Raw genomic sequence first — 16,152 nt, 5'->3', positions numbered from 1 at the left:
TCCGCGACAAGCGCGTGCTGGTCCGCATCGCCCTCGACAAGGCCGGCCCCGACCGCAACGGCTGACGCCCCACCGCGCGCTTGGAAGGGGGCTTTACTCCACTCGGAGTGGAGGAAAGCCCCCTTCCAAGCGCGGGGCGCTAGGCGCGGAGGGCGGCGATGGCGTCCGGCACCGTGGCGTGCACGCGGAAGGCCGGCATCAGGCCGCTGACCTGCAACGGCCGCAGCACGACCCGCTGGTCGCCGACCAGCCGCAGGTCCACCCCCGAGTCGTTGGCCCGGTCCCGGGCGGTCAGCAGCACGCGCAGCCCCGTCGAGCCGAGAAAGCTCACCCGGTCGAGGTCGACGATCACCGACGGCGCCCCGCTGCCCACCGCCTGCCCCAGCTCGGCCTCCGCCACGTCGGCCGTGGACAGGTCCAGCTCGCCGCTGACGTGCACGACCAGCGAGTCGCCGGCCGGTTCGGTGTGCACCGTGATCAGGTCGAAGTCCTCCGCGGACATGCGCGCTCCCTTCGCCCGGCAACCCCGAGTGACCGGGCGTGCGGGTCGGGTGAGCCCCAGCCTAGTCCGCTCGGTCCAACGCGGTCTCCACCCCGGGGTCCGGCTCCGGCCAGCCCGGGTACGGCGGCGGCGTGCCGCCGAATTCCGGGCAGAGCGCCTTGTGGTCGCACCAGTCGCACAGCCGGCTCCGGTTCGGCCGGAAATCACCGGTCTTGCCGGCCTTGAGAATGGCGTTCCAGATCGCCTCCAGCGTGCGCTCGAACCGGATCAGCTCGGCCTCGTCGGGCTGGTAGGCCAGGTTCTGCCGGTCCGACAGGTACATCAGCAGCAGCTGGCGGGGCACCACGCCGCGCAGCCGCCACAGCACCAGGGCGTAGAACTTCATCTGGAACATGGCCTTGGCCTCGCCGATCTCCCTCGGCGCCGCCCCGGTCTTGTAGTCGACGACCCGGATCTCCCCGGTCGGCGCCACGTCCAGCCGGTCGATGTAGCCGCGCAGCAGCATGCCCGAGGGCAGCTCGGCCTCCACCAGCAGCTCGCACGCCTCCGGCTCCAGCCGGCGCGGATCCTCCAGGCCGAAGTAGCCGGTCAGCATGCCCTCGGCGGTGCCCAGCCACTCGGTCAGCTCGTCGTCGCCGTCGAACAGCTCGGCCAGCTCCGCCCGTTCGGCCAGCAGGTCCTGCCAGGCCGGTCCCAGCAGCTCCTTGGCCGTGTCCGGCACCCGCTGGCCGGCCGGCAGCCCGAACAGCCGCTCCAGCACCGAGTGCACCACCGTGCCGCGAATCTGCGCCTTCGTCGGCTTCTCCGGCAGCCGGTCGACCGCCCGGAACCGGTAGAGCAGCGGGCACTGCTTGAAGTCGCTGGCCCGTGACGGGGACAGCGCCGGCCTGCGCACCACCTTCTCCATGATTGAAACGCTACTCAAGCCCCCCGACAGTTCTCCCGCCGCCCGTTCCCCCCACGCGCGAACACCACCCGAATGCCCCACCGTTTTTGCCACATGCGCTTCCTACTCGGAACCTGAGCCCACATGGGAAGCGCATGTGACAACCCCGCCGCCAGCGAGCCGCCTGGTTGCCACATGCGCTTCCCATGTGGCGTCAGAGCGCAAATGGGAAGCGCATGTGGCAAAAAGAGGGGCGGTGTCGACAGGTGGCGCTGACGATGTCGTCACGACGGCCCCACACTCCAGGCCCTACCCTGCTCATGTGACCGCCACCAGCTGGATCCGACCGGGCGACCCCGACGGGGGATTGCGGCTGTTCCGGGTCCGGAACGTGCCGGTGCTGCTGGCGCCGTCCTGGTGGATCGGCTCGATCGTGGTCACGGCCCTGTACGCGTCGATGATCGGCCAGTTGCTGCCGGGCGTCGGGACGTTGGGGGCGTTGCTGCTGGCCGCCAGTTTCGCGGTGCTGCTGGGGGCCTCGGTGTTGGCCCACGAGCTGGGCCACTGCGTGGTGGCGCTGCGGTACGGCCTGCCGGTGCGCCGGCTGCGGCTGTTCCTGCTGGGCGGCATCTCGGAGGTGGGCCGCTCGCCGGCGAAGCCGGCCCAGGAGGGTCTGATCGCGGCGGCGGGGCCGGCGGTGTCGGTGGTGTTGGCCATGGTGTTCGGGGCGACGCTGTTCGTGGTGCCGCAGGGCGGCCCGATCTGGCTGCTGTTGTTGGAGACGACGCTGGCCAACGCGGCGGTGGCGGTGTTCAACCTGCTGCCGGGCCTGCCGCTGGACGGCGGCCGCATGCTGCGAGCGGCGGTCTGGGGCCTGACGGGCAAGCGCGGCACGGGCACCCGGATGGCGGTGGTGGGCGGCGGCATCGTGGCCGGCCTGCTGCTGCTGTGGGCCCTGTTGCGCCTGGTCCAGGGCACGCAGGACCGCTGGCTGTGGCTGGGCGTGTGCGTGGTGACGGCCTGGTTCGTGATCGCCGGGGCCCGCAGCGAGCTGGTGTCGGAGTTGCAGCGCAGCTGGCCGGAGGGCGTGACCCTGGCCGACCTCACCCGCCCGGTGCTCCAGCTGCCGGCGGAGAGCCCGGTGGCCGACGCCCTGGCGGCGGCGGCCGGTCGGGGAGTGGTGCTGGTCCGGGCCGATGGCGTGGCGGCGGGCCTGCTGGACGAGGACGCGGCGCGCCGGGTGGCGGAGCAGTCGCCGCTGACGCCGGCGGAGGTGGCGGCGGAGCCGATCCGGCCGGAGACGGTGCTGCTGGACTCGGACCCGAACGACGAGATCGCGGAGCGGGTCCGCACCACGGCGGCCTGGCAGTTCCTGGTGGTGGACGCCGAGGGCCGCCCGGCCGGGGTGCTGCGCCGGCAGGACCTCAGGGCCGCCTCGATGGGCCGTCGCCGCACCTGAGACGATTCTGCGATCCCTCAGCAGACGCAGAAGGCAGGACCAAGCACGTGAGCGTGAGCGGGCCTTTCCAGGCCGGAGACCGGGTGCAGCTGACCGACTCGAAGGGTCGGCACTACACGATCGTCCTCGAACCCGGCAAGGAGTACCACACGCACCGGGGCGCCCTCGCGCACGACGACCTGATCGGCAAGCCGGAGGGCTCGCTGATCACTTCCGCGGCCAACACCTCGTACCTGGCGATGCGCCCGCTGCTGCCGGACTACGTGCTGTCCATGCCCCGCGGCGCCCAGGTGATCTACCCCAAGGACGCGGCCCAGATCGTCATGTGGGGCGACGTGTTCCCGGGCGCCCGCGTGCTGGAGGCCGGGGCCGGCTCGGGCGCCCTGACCTGCTCGCTGCTGCGGGCGGTCGGCGACCAGGGCAGGGTCATCTCCTACGAGGTGCGCCAGGACCACGCCGACCACGCCGTCCGCAACGTGGAGCAGTTCTTCGGCAAGGCCCCGGACAACTGGTCGCTGACCGTGGCCGACCTGAACGCGCACCCCTCGGCCGCCGAGGGCGGCGAGGTGGACCGGGTCATCCTGGACATGCTGGCCCCGTGGGACGTGCTGGAGACGGTGCGCGCCGCGCTGATCCCGGGCGGCGTGCTCGTGGTCTATGTGGCCACGACCACGCAGCTGTCCCGGGTCACGGAGGCGCTGCGCGAGCAGCAGTGCTGGACCGAGCCGGAGTCGTGGGAAACGATGATGCGCCCGTGGCACGTGGTGGGCCTGGCGGTCCGCCCCGAGCACCGGATGATCGCCCACACGGCGTTCCTGTTGACGGCCCGTCGCCTGGCCGACGGCGTGGTCACGCCCCGGCCGCAGCGCCGCCCCACGTCGACCGGCAACAACTAGGCCGTCCCGCAGACCTTCCAGCCGCCGTCCTGCTTGACCAGCCGGACGGCCGGCACGGTCGTGTCCTGGCCCTTGACCAGCGTCACGGTGCCGGTGGAGCCGTTCACGGTCACCGACTTGACGGTGTAGGGCACCTTCACGCCGGCCGGCTGCGGGTTCTCCGAGGCGCAGACCACCAGCTTGGCCGCCGCCACGTCGTCGTCGGCCAGGGCGTCGGCGAACTGCTGCGCGGCCGCCGCGGCCAGCGGGTCCACCGGGGCGGCGGCCTGGGAGCCGCCGCCCGGGGTGGACGGGTGCTTGCTGCTCGTGATGGCGATGACGGCCCACGTGCCGAGGCCGAGCATCGCCAGCACGCCCGCCGCGGTGCCGGCGAGGATCCAGCGGTCGCGGGGGCTCATCGAGCCCCGGCGCACGGTGGAGGAGTCGAACGGCGGCTGCTGGAAGCTCACGGCCGGGAGCCTAGTGTTCGCACAGGAACCAGTGCCCGGAGATCTGCTCCACCGGCAGGGTGAAGTCCTTGTTGACGGCCTTGCCGTGCAGGTAGCCGCTGTAGTGGCCGCTGATGTCGGCGCCGGTGCCGATCTTGGTGACCTTGCCGGGGGTGGCGATGACCTGGGCGTCCGGCGCGAAGATGCTGTCCGACCCGCTGATGGCCGCCTGTAGGTCGTCGTGGGACTTCGGGCAGGTCAGGGCGAGCGCGTCGTTGGGCGCGTGGCCGTTGACCGCGGTGATGTACGCCAGCTGCACGTCCTCCGGCGAGGACTTGCCGCTGCCGGACGCCCCGGAGCCGCTGCCGCCCGATCCCGAGCTGGACGGGCTGCGCGTGGTCGACGGCGTGCGCGACGTGGTCGGCGCGTGGCTGGTGCTGGTGGTGGTGCCGACCGAGACGCTCATGCGCGAGTTGGTGGCGATGAGCCAGACGACCCCGCCGGTGATCAGGCCCAGCACCGCGACCACCACGACCACGATGATCACGACCGGCTTGGTGTTGCGCGGCGGCCGCGGCGGCATGCCGCCGGGGTACATGCCCGGAGGCGGCTGCTGCCCGTACGGCTGCTGCCCGAACTGCTGCTGGGGCGGGTACGGCTGCTGCTGGGGGTAGGGCGGCGGCTGTTGCTGCTGGTACGGGTTCGGGGCCGGCGGCGGGTACTGCGGCTGGCCGTAGCCGGGCTGCGGAGGCGGCGGCGGGTACTGCTGGCCGTACGGATCCGGCGGCTGCGGCGGATAGGTCACGTCTGCTCTCTCCCCGAAACAGGTTTGCCCTGGATGACGCCATGGGTAGACCCAGGTGTCCACTCCACGGGACGGATGTCACGTTTGGGTGGCTGTTCACGTCTGCGGCGTGGACACTGCCGGAACCACGGCACTTCGGTGCCTGAGACGCACGGTAGCGGTTGGGAGGTTCCCCCTGACACCGGTATGGAGTAGTTCATCCGGCCGAGCGGGCGTTTCGTGGCCGTTTCGCGACCAGCACGCGGCCGGAGGTCCTCTCACTTGTCAGTGATCGCCGGTACCGTGTTAAGACGTAGAGCGGGAGGAGGGTGCCGATATGTCGACCGACCGTCCCGGCAGCCAGCCCGATGAGGGTGGCGAGCTGAACAACGGTGCGAGTGGCGCCGAATTGTCCGCGCAGATCAGGTTCCTCGAGGACGAGATCGCACTGCTGCGGCGCAAGTTGACGGAGTCCCCACGACACGTCCGGTTGCTCGAACAGCGCCTCGCCGAGGCGTCCGAGCGGGTGAGCCAGCTGACCGAGCGCAACACCAAGCTGGTGGACACCCTCCGAGAGGCACGCAGCCAGCTGCTCGCCCTGCGCGAGGAGGTGGACCGGCTGGCCCAGCCGCCCAGCGGCTACGGCGTCTACCTGGCCGGATACGAGGACGGCACGGTGGATGTGCACACCGCCGGCCGTCGGATGCGTGTGGCTGTTTCTCCCGCTGTCGACAGCGGGACCCTCAAGCTGGGCCAGTCGGTCCGGCTGAACGAGGCGCTGACGGTCGTGGAGACCGGCGGCTTCGAGCGCACCGGCGAGGTGTGCATCCTGCGGGAGCTGCTCAACGACTACGAGGCGGGCGCGGTGCGCGCGCTGGTCGTCGGGCACGCCGACGAGGAGCGCGTGGTCTGGCTGGCCGACCCGCTGGTGGACGCCCCGCTCAAGCCGGGTGACTCGCTGCTGGTGGACTCCAAGGCCGGCTACGCCTACGAGCGCGTGCCCAAGGCCGAGGTCGAGGACCTCGTGCTGGAGGAGGTGCCGGACGTCGACTACCGCGACATCGGCGGCCTGTTCCGGCAGATCGAGGCCATCCGCGACGCGGTCGAGATGCCGTTCCTGCACGCCGAGCTGTTCCACGAGTACCAGCTGCGGCCGCCCAAGGGCGTGCTGCTGTACGGCCCTCCCGGCTGCGGAAAGACCCTGATCGCCAAGGCCGTGGCCAACTCGCTGGCCAAGCAGGTCGCGGCGGCGCGGGGCGACGACGACGGCCAGGCCAAGTCGTACTTCCTCAACATCAAGGGTCCCGAGCTGCTCAACAAGTTCGTGGGCGAGACCGAGCGGCACATCCGCCTGATCTTCCAGCGGGCCCGCGAGAAGGCCTCCGAGGGCACCCCGGTGATCGTGTTCTTCGACGAGATGGACTCGATCTTCCGGACCCGCGGCTCGGGCGTGTCCTCCGACGTGGAGACCACGATCGTGCCGCAGCTGCTGGCCGAGATCGACGGCGTCGAGGGCCTGGAGAACGTCATCGTCATCGGCGCCTCCAACCGCGAGGACATGATCGACCCGGCCATCCTGCGCCCGGGCCGGCTCGACGTGAAGATCAAGATCGAGCGGCCGGACGCCGAGGCGGCCAAGGACATCTTCTCGAAGTACCTCAACGAGACGCTGCCCATCCACACCGACGACCTGGCCGAGTTCGCCGGCGACGCCAAGCGCTGCATCAACGCGATGATCCAGCACACGGTCGAGCGCATGTACGACGAGTCCGACGAGAACCGGTTCCTCGAGGTCACCTACGCCAACGGGGACAAGGAGGTCCTGTACTTCAAGGACTTCAACTCGGGCGCGATGATCCAGAACATCGTGGACCGGGCCAAGAAGGCGGCGATCAAGGCCGTGCTGGAGACCCGCGAGCCGGGCCTGCGGGTGCAGCACCTGATCGACGCCATCGTGGACGAGTTCGCGGAGAACGAGGACCTGCCCAACACCACCAACCCGGACGACTGGGCCCGCATCTCGGGCAAGAAGGGCGAGCGGATCGTGTACATCCGCACCCTGGTCACCGGCAAGAACCAGGAGTCGGGCCGGGCGATCGACACCGCCAGCAACACCGGTCAGTACCTGTAAGTCCATAATGCAATTTCACGAACGGCCCGGATCTCAGGATCCGGGCCGTTCGTTACTCTTTCGGACGTATGAACGTCCCGATTTCTGTAACCATTGGGTAAATCCCGAGAATGCGGAGATCGACACTCTGAGTGGTCATTCGTTCCTGCGGTAGTGCGAGAACGGGGTCGCCCGGTTAGCGTCTTGCCTGTGCAGGACGAACAAGGGCGGGAACGGCAAGGGCTGGCGCGGCTGGGGCTGGGGCTGGCGGCGCTGGGCCGCCCCGCCTACATCAACCTCGGCCGCCAGGGCGCGCTGCCCGGCGTGCGCACGGTGCCGGCGATGCGGGCCGCCGCCTGGAAGGTGCTGGACGAGGCCTACGCCGCCGGCATCCGCTGGGTGGACGCCGCCCGCTCCTACGGGCGGGCCGAGGAGTTCCTGGCCGGCTGGCTGAACGACCGGGACCACCGGGACATCGTCGTGTCCAGCAAGTGGGGCTACGCCTACACCGCGGACTGGCGGCCCGACGCCCAGGTGCACGAGGTCAAGGAGCACACCCTGGCCCGGTTCGAGCAGCAGTGGGCCGAGACCGAGCACCTGCTGGGCGGCCGGCTGGCCGTCTACCAGGTGCACTCGCTGACCGCCGACTCGCCGCTGTTCAACGACCCGCTGCTGCAACAGAGCCTGTACGAGCTGACCGACCGGGGCCTGCGGGTCGGCTTCTCCACCACCGGCCCGGCCCAGGCCGACACCATCCGGCGGGCGATGGGCCTGACCGTGGGCGGGCAGCCGCTGTTCAGCACCGTGCAGTCGACGTGGAACGTGCTGGAGACCTCGGCCGGGCCGGCGCTGGCCGAGGCCCACCAGGCCGGCCTGCACGTGATGGTCAAGGAGGCGCTGGCCAACGGCCGGCTGGCGGTGGAGCCGCCGCCGGAGCTGCTGGGCATCGCCGAGCGGGCCGGGGTGGGCGCGGACGCCGTCGCGCTGGCCGCGGCGCTGGCCCAGCCGTGGGCCGACACCGTGCTGCTGGGGGCGGCCAGCCCGGCGCAGCTGCGGGCCAACCTCGCCGCCGTGCGGGTCACGCCGGCCGGCGACGCCCTGAGCCGGCTGGCCGTCGATCCGGGCCGGTACTGGGGCCGGCGGGCCGAGCTGGCGTGGAACTGACCGGTCCGCGCGCGGGCCGGTGATCGACGACTACTACCCTCGGGTGATTCCTTGAGACGAATCCCGGAGGGGGCAGCGCGTTGCGTCGCGTGTGCGTGGTCGTCGGCATTCTCGTGCTGACGGCGTCCTGTTCAGGCAAGCCCAACGACCTGCGGCACTACGCGGACCCCGTTGCCACCACCACGTCGACAGCCGTGCCCACCACGACGCGCAGCGCCGCGCCGACGACCACGACGTCGAGCGCGCCCAACACCGCGGCGCTGGCCGCCTCGGTGACGTCCGGGCTGATGGTCGACGCGTCGGTGAGCGAGATCGGCTTCCACCCGAGCGTGCCGCAGAAGGCCACCGTGCTGTCCCAGCTGCCGGCCTGCTCGGCCCCGCTGGGCACGGCGGCGGCCGGCGCCCAGACCGGGTGGGTCGGGGCCAGCTCGGTCACCACCCTCACCGAGTACGTCGCCGTCTACCCGAAGACGACCGCCGCTCAGGTGCTCGCCGCCGCGAAGGCCGCCCTGACGTGCTCCCAGGCCACCAGGTACGCCCTGACGCCGGCTCCGGCCGGTGTGGACGCCAGCTACAGCTGGTGTGAGAAGGGCTCGCAGGCCAGCTGCACCGTGCTGCTGGCCAAGGGCCACCTGCTGGCCCGGGTCCAGGTGATCACCACCCCCGAGACCAAGGCCCAGACCCTGATCTCCGAGGTCGCCGTGCCGGCCGCGGCCAGGCTGGCCGCTACGTCATGAAGGGCCCCATCCTGACGCTGAACGTCATGAAGGGCCCCTTACTGACGTTGGGCGTCATGAAGGGGCCCTTCCTGGCGTTGGGCGAGAGGTTCGGTCCCTTGATCTTGGGCGGCTCGGCTTCGTGACCTCGGGAAGCTGGCGGCGGCAACCAGTCCCCCCTCGTGGCTGGTTGCCGCCCACCTCTTGTCTACCGTTTGTTTGTTGTTCGGGGTCGCCGGCAGCCGGCCGAACAACGACCTCCGAACAACGCGCAGGGGTTGCGCGGGGGTTGTAGAACGGGGTCATCAGCCGTTCTGCGACGGGAGTGACCAGATGTCCAGCGAGCAGACGCACGTCATCGTGGGCGCCGGCATGGCCGGGGCGAAGGCGGCCGAGACACTGCGGGCGGAGGGCTTCGACGGTCGGATCGTGCTGATCGGGGCCGAGCAGGAGCAACCGTACGACCGGCCGCCGCTGTCCAAGGGCTACCTCCAGGGCGAGCAGGACCGGGACAGTGTCTACCTGCACCCGTTGAACTGGTACGGCGACAACCACGTCGAGCTGCTCACCGGCCGCCGGGTGAGCCGGCTGGACCGCGCCGCCCACGAGGTCGAGCTGGCCGGCGGCGAGCGCCTCGGCTACACCAAGCTGCTGCTGGCCACCGGATCGTCGCCGCGGCGGCTGAAGGTCGAGGGCAACGACCTGGACGGCGTGCACTATCTGCGCCGCCTCGAGCAGTCCGACGACCTGCGTGCCGCCTTCGCCCACGGCGGCCGGGTCGTGATCGTGGGGGCGGGGTGGATCGGGCTGGAGACCGCGGCCGCCGCGCGCAAGGCCGGCTGCGAGGTGACGGTGGTCGAGCCGCTGGCCCAGCCGTTGCAGAACGCCCTCGGCCCGGAGATGGGGGCCGTGTTCGGTGAGGCGCACCGCAGACAGGGCGTCGACCTGCGGCTTGGCGTCGGCGTCACCGGCTTCAAGGGCGCGGGCAAGGTCGCCGCGGTAGGCACCGACGCCGGGGACATCCCGGCCGACATCGTGGTCGTCGGCGTCGGCGCCCGGCCCAACACCGAACTCGCCGAGGACTCGGGCCTGACCGTGGACAACGGTGTGCACGTGGACGCGGCCCTGCGCACTGAGGACCCGGATGTGTTCGCCGCCGGCGACATCGCCAAGGTGCCCAATTCCCGTTATGGTCAGCGAATTCGGGTCGAGCACTGGCAGAACGCCGTCGACTCCGGCCCGCTCGCCGCGAAATCGATGCTCGGGCAGGATGTCGTCCACGACGATGTGCCGTATTTCTTCACCGACCAGTACACCATCGGCATGGAATTCGCCGGCTGGTTCGCGCCCGGCGGATACGACCGGGTCGTCACCCGCGGCGATGTCGACGGGCTGGCGTTCTACGCGTTCTGGCTGGCCGGCGACGAGGTGGTCGCCGGCATGCACCTCAACCAGTGGGACGAGGGCATCGCCCCGGTCCAGGAGCTGATCCGCAGCCGCAAAGCCGTCGAGCCGGCCCGGTTGGCCGACACCGGCAGCCCGCTCGTCTGATTTGTTGTCCGGCCTCGTCGGGCGCTTGCCGAACAACGGCGGGTGCCCGATCGTGGTCGGCAACGACGACGGGGGTGTCAGTCATGCCGCGTGGCGAGCGTCCGCTCGACAGCGGCCCGCTGCGGGAATTCGCCGCGGGTCTGCGTCGATTGCGGGTCGATGCGGGAAGCCCGACCTATCGGGAACTGAGTTGCCGGGCCCACTATTCCGCGAGTGTTCTCTCCGACGCCGCCGGCGGCCGGAAATTGCCTTCCCTGGCGGTGACACTCGCTTATGTGGCGGCCTGCGACGGCGATGTCGCCGAATGGGAGGCCCGGTGGCGGGCCATGACCGAGCCGGTCGAGGCCGCCGTCGGCGGGCCTTGTCCCTACGTCGGCCTGTCGGCTTTCCAGGCCGACGACGCCGACCTGTTCTTCGGCCGGGAACGCCTGGTCCGCCAGGTCGTCGAGCTGCTGCGGGAACGCCGCTTCGTCGGCGTGTTCGGGGCGTCCGGGGCCGGCAAGTCCTCCCTGCTGCGGGCCGGCGTCGCCGCCTCGCCCGAGTGGACCGCCATGGTCGTCGTGCCCGGGCCGCACCCGTTCGAGGAGCTCGCCGCCCAGCTCTCCGCCTCCGCCGACGAGCTCGTCGCCCATCCGTCCAACCTGTCCCTGGTGCTCCGCCAGCGCGGCGTCGACCTGCTGGTCGTCGACCAGTTCGAGGAGATCTTCACCCTGTGCGCCGACGAGGAGCGGGCCCGGTTCATCGCCGCCCTCATGCATCCCTCGATCCGGGTAGCCATCGGCGTCCGGGCCGACTTCTACGGCCACTGCGGCCAGCACGAGGAACTTGTCGACGCCCTGGACGGCGGTCAGGTCCTCGTCGGCCCCATGTCGACCGACGAGCTCCGGCGGGCCATCATCCGCCCCGCCGCCGTCGCTGACTGCGTGGTCGAGGAGGCCCTGGTCACCCGCCTCGTCGCCGATGTCGGCAACCAGGTCGGCGCGCTGCCCCTGCTGTCCCATGCCCTCCGGGAGACCTGGCACCGTCGGCAGGGCATTTCCCTCACCGTCACCTCGTACGAGAAGACCGGCGGTCTCCAGCACGCCCTGGCCCAGTCCGCCGAACAGACCTTCACCGCGCTGACCGAGGCCCAGCAGTCCCACGCCCGGCTCCTCTTCCTCCGCCTCGTCGCCCTCGGCGACGGCACCGAGGACACCCGCCGCCGCGTCCCCCTTGCCGAGCTCGACGACGACCCTTCCCTACCCATCGCCGAGCTCACCGCCGCCCGCCTCATCACCCATGACCGGTGCGGCGTCGAGATCACCCACGAGGCGCTGATCCGCCACTGGCCCCGCCTCGCCGCCTGGCTCGCCGACGACCGCGACGGCCTCCGCATCCACCGCCAACTCACCGAGGCCGCCGACGTCTGGGTGTCGTTGGACCGCGACGACGAGGCCCTCTACGTCGGCAACCGCCTCGCCCGCGCCCAGGAGTGGGCCCTGGACCACGACTCGGCCCTGTCCGCCCGCGAACGCGATTTCCTCCGTGCAGGCGAGTCCCTGGAACGCACCGCCCAGGCCGCCGAGCGGCGTGCCACGCGCCGCCTCCGCGTCCTGGCCGTCTCCCTGGCCGCGTTGTTCCTGCTCGCCTCCGCCACCGCGGCCTTCGCCGTCCAGGCGGTGATCAGCCAGCAGGCGACCGAACAGCAGCGGGACGACGCCGTGCTGGACGGGATCGCGCTCAAGATCCCGCGGCTCGAGGCCGCCGGGGACCAGGTGCTGGCCGCGCAGGTTTGCCCGGAGCCAGCTGATGCTCGCGCCGCGGACCAATCCCGGTGTGCTGGCCCGGATTCTGGTCCGGCACGTGTCGACGCCCGCGGTCGGGTCGCACGGTGTCGCCGCATTCGCCTTGCCGGCCAAGCTGTTGGTGACCGCGGCCGCCAACGGCGCGATGTACCTGTGGGACCTGTCGGGGGCCGAGCCGGCGTTGGTCGTGTCCTGGCCGGAGCCGGTGAAGCCGGCCTCGCTGGCGCTCGATCCGGACGGGAACGTGCTGGCCGAGGCCTTCCCCGACGGCACGGTCCGACTGGTGCGACTCGCCGGATCGAGCCGGCCGGTCGAGGCCGCGTCCTGGACCGGGCCGCCGGTCACGCTGTCGTTCCGGGCCGACCACCACTTGGCGGCCACCGACGGCATCCGCGTGGTCCACCTCTACGACGTGACCGATCCGGCCGCGCCGGTGGCCAAGGGCGTGGAGAAGTCCGACACCTGGACGGTGCCGGCGCCGACCGGAGGTCCAGCGCCGGCCACGAGGTCCGACGGCCGGCCGGTCGTGGTGACGGAGGTCGGTCAGACCGGCGACACCATGCCCAAGGTTCTGGTCACCATCTCGGACAACGGGGTTGTCCCGTTCGCAGCCAGCGCCGACGGCAAGCACGCGGCCCTGTTCGGCCCCGACGGAACCATCTCGCTCGTGTCGCCGCCGCTGGTCAGCAGCGGCATGACCATCGAGGCCAAGCTCACCGAGCTGCAAGCCGTCGCCATGGCGCCGAACGGCGACCTGTACGCCCTGACCGACAAGGGTCTGTACCTGTGGCACACCGATCCCACTGTGCTGACCGACGCCGCCTGCCGGCTCGGGCCGCTGCCGGAAGCGCAGTGGCGGTACTACTTTCCGGGTTTGGAGTACCGGAATCCGTGCTGAGGGGGAGCCGTGTGGGACAACGGGTGGCGGGAGATCGCGGCCATCGACGGGGCGCTGGCCGACGGGGTGATCGACCAGGCCGGATGGCATGAGGCGATGGCCGATCTGCTTCGGGAGCCCTACCTCGCCGCCGGCACGCCGTGGGGGCAGTCGGGGCGGTCGGGCACCGAGGCGGAGTGGGTGCAGGCCCGGCGGTTCCTGGTGGAGGGGATCGACCGGGACGGGAGTTTCCTGGACGTGGGCTGCGCCAACGGATACCTGATGGAATGCGTGGCGATCTGGACCGAGGAGCGGGGCCTGGACGTGACGCCGCACGGGGTGGACATCGTGCCGGAATTCGTGGCCCTGGCTCGGAAAAGGCTGCCGGCGTGGGCGTCGAGGATCCACGAGGGCAATGCGCTGACCTGGAATCCGCCGCAGCGGTACGACTTCGTGCGCACGGGGCTGGAGTACGTGCCGGCGAATCGGCGGGAAGCCTTCGTGGGCCGACTGCTGAGTGAGGTGGGGGACCGGCTGATCATCGGGCCGTACACGGTGGACGTGGGCGACGAGCAGACCGAGCGGGAGCTGGCGAGCTGGGGGTTCGAGCTCGCTGGCAAGGTGGAGCTGCCCCGGGAGGGCGGCACGCGGAAGGTGCTCTGGCTGGATCAGTCGTAGTAGCGGCGCAGCCACTCCAGGGCGATGGCCCGGCCGTCGGGCACGAAGTCGCTGGCGGGATCCCGCAGCAGGGCGGCGACCTCGGCCAGCGGCATCCACTCGCCGGAGACGATCTCCTCGGGCTGGTGGACGATCGGCCCGTCCCAGCTGGTCTCGTACACGAAGTTGTGGCATCGCACCGGCGGCTCGTCGTAGACGAACCGGTACAGGAAGCGCAGCGGCGCGCCGGTGATGCCGAGCTCCTCGGCCAGCTCGCGCTCCGCGCCGACATCGGGGTCCTCGCCGGCCGCCACCACCCCGCCGGCCGCGGCGTCCCGCAGGCCGGGGAAGACGTCCTTGTCGGGGCTGCGACGGTGCACGTAGACCCGGGCGCCGTCGCCGGAGCGGACCACGATCACCGTCGCGGCGTGCCACAGCCCCTCGGCCCGCATCCGGGCCCGCGACACGCTGCCGACGTCCTCGCCGGCGGGGGAGTACAGGGCGATCAGCTCGTCGGCCACCCGCCGATCCTCGCACGTCAGTGAACCGACCCCGATCGCGAGGCGTATTCGGATGGCGACCCTGCCGACCGAGGAGCCGATGGTGAACAAGCACATCAAGGTGGCCGTGGCGGTTGTCGCGCCACTGGCCGTTCTGGGGACCTTTGCGGCCGTCATGCAGTCCGCGAACGCGAGCCCGGTCGCGCTGCAACCCAGAGTGACCCTGGCCGGCACCGTGCTGCCCAAGCTGGCCCAGTCCACCCGCGTCGGCGACGTGCCGGCGGACAAGCAGCTGTCGATCGCGGTCAGCATGACGCCGTCCAACGCCAAGGACCTCGACCAGTTCGTCAAGCAGGTCAGCGACCCGCAGTCGCCGATGTACGGCCAGTACCTGACGCCGCAGCAGTTCAGCGCCAAGTACGGGGCGTCGCAGAACCAGATCGACCAGCTCACCACGTACCTGAAGTCGAAGGGCCTGACCGTCGACTCGGTCGCGTCCAACCACCTCATCGTGGACGCCTCCGGCCCGGCCTCGGCGATGGAGGAGACCTTCGGCTCGAAGATCTCCGACCGCCGCGACGCCAACGGCCAGCAGTACTACGCCAACGACTCCGCCCTCACCCTGCCGGGCAACCTCGCGTCCGCGGTGGCCGACGTCGCCGGCCTGGACAACCACCGCAAGCTCACCCACCCGCCGCTCAAGCAGCGGGCCGTCCGCGGCGTCACCCCGGCCAACCTGACCGGCGCCTACGACGTCAAGGGCCTCAACGCCACCGGCGCCGGCCAGCAGGTCGCGGTGTTCGAGCTGGACGCCTTCCAACAGCAGAACATCGACGCCTACGACCAGCAGTTCGGCCTCAAGCCGCCCACGCCGATCGTCAAGAAGGTCGACGGCGGCGTGGCGCTGGGCGAAGGCCAGACCGAGGTGGAGCTGGACATCGAGGCCATCCAGGCGATCGCGCCGCAGGCCCAGCAGACCATCTTCGAGGGCCCCAACAGCAACAAGGGCGTCATCGACACGTACGCCGCGATCGTGAACAGCAAGATCCCGGTCGTGTCGATCAGCTGGGGCGGGCCGGAGGAAGCCGGCTCGCAGGCCGACATCCAGGCCCAGGACACCCTGTACAAGCAGGCCGCGGCCCAGGGCCAGACCCTGTTCGCCGCCTCCGGCGACAGCGGCTCCGACGACATCGGCAACGGCGGCACCAGCGTCGACTTCCCGGCCAGCGACCCGTTCATCACCGGCACCGGCGGCACGCACCTGGTGGTCGGCGCCAACAACGCCCGCACCAGCGAGACCGGCTGGGACGGCTCCGGCGGCGGCAACTCCAAGATCTTCGCCGCCCCCGACTACCAGGCGTCCCTTGGCAGCAAGGTCCGCATGGTCCCGGACATCGCCGCCGACGCCGACCCGGCGACCGGCCTGGCCGTGTTCAGCAAGGGCCAGTTCGGCGTCGTCGGCGGCACCAGCGCCGCCGCCCCGCAGTGGGCCGGCTTCACCGCCCTCTACAACCAGCTGGCCAAGGCCGCCGGCAAGCCCAACCTCGGCTTCGCCAACCCGGCCCTGTACAAGCTGGCCGGCACCGCCGCCCTGCACGACATCACCAGCGGCAGCAACGGCGCCTTCACCGCGGCCAAGGGCTACGACCGGGTCACCGGCAACGGCAGCTTCGACGCCGTCAAGTTCATCCAAGCCATGCTCGGTAACTGACCCCTCTCTGACACGTTCCGCGCTTGGAAGGGGGCCTTCCTCCACTCGGAGTGGAGGAAGGCCCCCTTCCAAGCGATGGATGGGGGGGGGGGGGGGGGACGGGGGGGGGGGTTCGTGTGGGGGGGGT

Annotated in this window: 14 protein-coding genes and 1 pseudogene; 10 read left to right on the top strand and 5 right to left on the bottom strand. The window is 71.1% G+C overall.

The window, feature by feature from the left end; all coding sequences use genetic code 11:
• Positions 1-139 precede the first annotated feature (139 nt).
• Both ACIG5F_RS48750 and ACIG5F_RS48745 read right to left on the bottom strand, forming a co-directional pair.
• Positions 140-502 (bottom strand): STAS domain-containing protein, encoded by a 363-nt coding sequence (locus ACIG5F_RS48750; RefSeq protein ID WP_396527211.1) that lies wholly within the window; start codon positions 500-502, stop codon positions 140-142.
• A gap of 61 nt (positions 503-563) precedes the next feature.
• A complete protein-coding gene (locus ACIG5F_RS48745; protein ID WP_396527210.1) occupies positions 564-1,409 on the bottom strand; it encodes a RecB family exonuclease in 846 nt (281 codons plus the stop codon).
• Positions 1,410-1,710: 301 nt separating this feature from the next.
• On the opposite strand from ACIG5F_RS48745, the gene ACIG5F_RS48740 reads away from it, so the two are divergent.
• Together ACIG5F_RS48740 and ACIG5F_RS48735 are read left to right on the top strand one after the other, a co-directional pair.
• Positions 1,711-2,847 (top strand): site-2 protease family protein, encoded by a 1,137-nt coding sequence (locus ACIG5F_RS48740; protein ID WP_396527209.1) that lies wholly within the window; start codon positions 1,711-1,713, stop codon positions 2,845-2,847.
• Positions 2,848-2,894: 47 nt separating this feature from the next.
• Positions 2,895-3,743, top strand: a complete 849-nt coding sequence (locus ACIG5F_RS48735) for a tRNA (adenine-N1)-methyltransferase (protein WP_396527208.1) — start codon at positions 2,895-2,897, stop codon at positions 3,741-3,743.
• Here the strand turns inward: ACIG5F_RS48735 and ACIG5F_RS48730 are convergent.
• Positions 3,740-4,192, bottom strand: coding sequence for a hypothetical protein (locus ACIG5F_RS48730; RefSeq protein WP_396527207.1), 453 nt, complete (start codon positions 4,190-4,192; stop codon positions 3,740-3,742). The genes ACIG5F_RS48735 and ACIG5F_RS48730 overlap by 4 nt on opposite strands.
• Positions 4,193-4,202: 10 nt before the next feature.
• Entirely contained in the window at positions 4,203-4,976 is a 774-nt protein-coding gene (locus tag ACIG5F_RS48725; RefSeq protein WP_396527206.1) for a hypothetical protein, read from the bottom strand.
• A 316-nt stretch (positions 4,977-5,292) separates the two neighbouring features.
• Here ACIG5F_RS48725 and arc point away from each other — a divergent pair, with 316 nt between their 5' ends.
• From arc to ACIG5F_RS48690, 7 genes and pseudogenes are all read left to right on the top strand, one after another.
• A complete protein-coding gene (arc, locus tag ACIG5F_RS48720; RefSeq protein ID WP_396527205.1) occupies positions 5,293-7,086 on the top strand; it encodes a proteasome ATPase in 1,794 nt (597 codons plus the stop codon).
• Between the two features lie 189 nt (positions 7,087-7,275).
• Complete coding sequence (locus ACIG5F_RS48715; RefSeq protein ID WP_396527204.1) at positions 7,276-8,229, top strand: aldo/keto reductase; 954 nt, start codon at positions 7,276-7,278, stop codon at positions 8,227-8,229.
• Positions 8,230-8,309: 80 nt separating this feature from the next.
• Positions 8,310-8,966 (top strand): hypothetical protein, encoded by a 657-nt coding sequence (locus ACIG5F_RS48710; protein WP_396527203.1) that lies wholly within the window; start codon positions 8,310-8,312, stop codon positions 8,964-8,966.
• A gap of 312 nt (positions 8,967-9,278) precedes the next feature.
• Positions 9,279-10,496, top strand: coding sequence for an NAD(P)/FAD-dependent oxidoreductase (locus tag ACIG5F_RS48705; RefSeq protein WP_396527202.1), 1,218 nt, complete (start codon positions 9,279-9,281; stop codon positions 10,494-10,496).
• Between the two features lie 83 nt (positions 10,497-10,579).
• A pseudogene (locus tag ACIG5F_RS48700) lies at positions 10,580-11,866 on the top strand (hypothetical protein); the annotation flags it as partial.
• Between the two features lie 418 nt (positions 11,867-12,284).
• Positions 12,285-13,178, top strand: a complete 894-nt coding sequence (locus tag ACIG5F_RS48695) for a WD40 repeat domain-containing protein (protein ID WP_396527201.1) — start codon at positions 12,285-12,287, stop codon at positions 13,176-13,178.
• 9 nt (positions 13,179-13,187) lie between these two features.
• Entirely contained in the window at positions 13,188-13,835 is a 648-nt protein-coding gene (locus ACIG5F_RS48690) for a class I SAM-dependent methyltransferase (protein ID WP_396527200.1), read from the top strand.
• On the opposite strand, the gene ACIG5F_RS48685 is transcribed toward ACIG5F_RS48690, so the two are convergent.
• Positions 13,826-14,335: an NUDIX domain-containing protein gene (locus ACIG5F_RS48685; RefSeq protein ID WP_396527199.1), complete on the bottom strand. Its 510-nt coding sequence runs from the start codon at positions 14,333-14,335 to the stop codon at positions 13,826-13,828. The genes ACIG5F_RS48690 and ACIG5F_RS48685 overlap by 10 nt on opposite strands.
• 52 nt (positions 14,336-14,387) lie before the next feature.
• Between ACIG5F_RS48685 and ACIG5F_RS48680 the strand changes: the two genes are divergently transcribed.
• Entirely contained in the window at positions 14,388-16,025 is a 1,638-nt protein-coding gene (locus tag ACIG5F_RS48680) for a protease pro-enzyme activation domain-containing protein (RefSeq protein ID WP_396527198.1), read from the top strand.
• Positions 16,026-16,152 lie beyond the last annotated feature (127 nt).

The sequence above is a fragment of the Kutzneria sp. NPDC052558 genome, assembly GCF_044547355.1.
Lineage (GTDB): Bacteria > Actinomycetota > Actinomycetes > Mycobacteriales > Pseudonocardiaceae > Kutzneria.
The sequence above is the reverse complement of the archived record's forward strand: the minus strand, read 5'-3'. Positions and strand labels throughout refer to the sequence as shown.

What these genes read in the sequence shown, in the direction of transcription:
- ACIG5F_RS48745 (WP_396527210.1), bottom strand. Translation starts at nt 1,409, where the DNA reads ATGGAGAAGGTGGTGCGCAGGCCGGCGCTGTCCCCGTCACGGGCCAGC.
- ACIG5F_RS48750 (WP_396527211.1), bottom strand. Translation starts at nt 502, where the DNA reads ATGTCCGCGGAGGACTTCGACCTGATCACGGTGCACACCGAACCGGCC.
- ACIG5F_RS48680 (WP_396527198.1), top strand. Translation starts at nt 14,388, where the DNA reads ATGGCGACCCTGCCGACCGAGGAGCCGATGGTGAACAAGCACATCAAG.
- ACIG5F_RS48705 (WP_396527202.1), top strand. Translation starts at nt 9,279, where the DNA reads ATGTCCAGCGAGCAGACGCACGTCATCGTGGGCGCCGGCATGGCCGGG.
- ACIG5F_RS48695 (WP_396527201.1), top strand. Translation starts at nt 12,285, where the DNA reads ATGCTCGCGCCGCGGACCAATCCCGGTGTGCTGGCCCGGATTCTGGTC.
- arc (WP_396527205.1), top strand. Translation starts at nt 5,293, where the DNA reads ATGTCGACCGACCGTCCCGGCAGCCAGCCCGATGAGGGTGGCGAGCTG.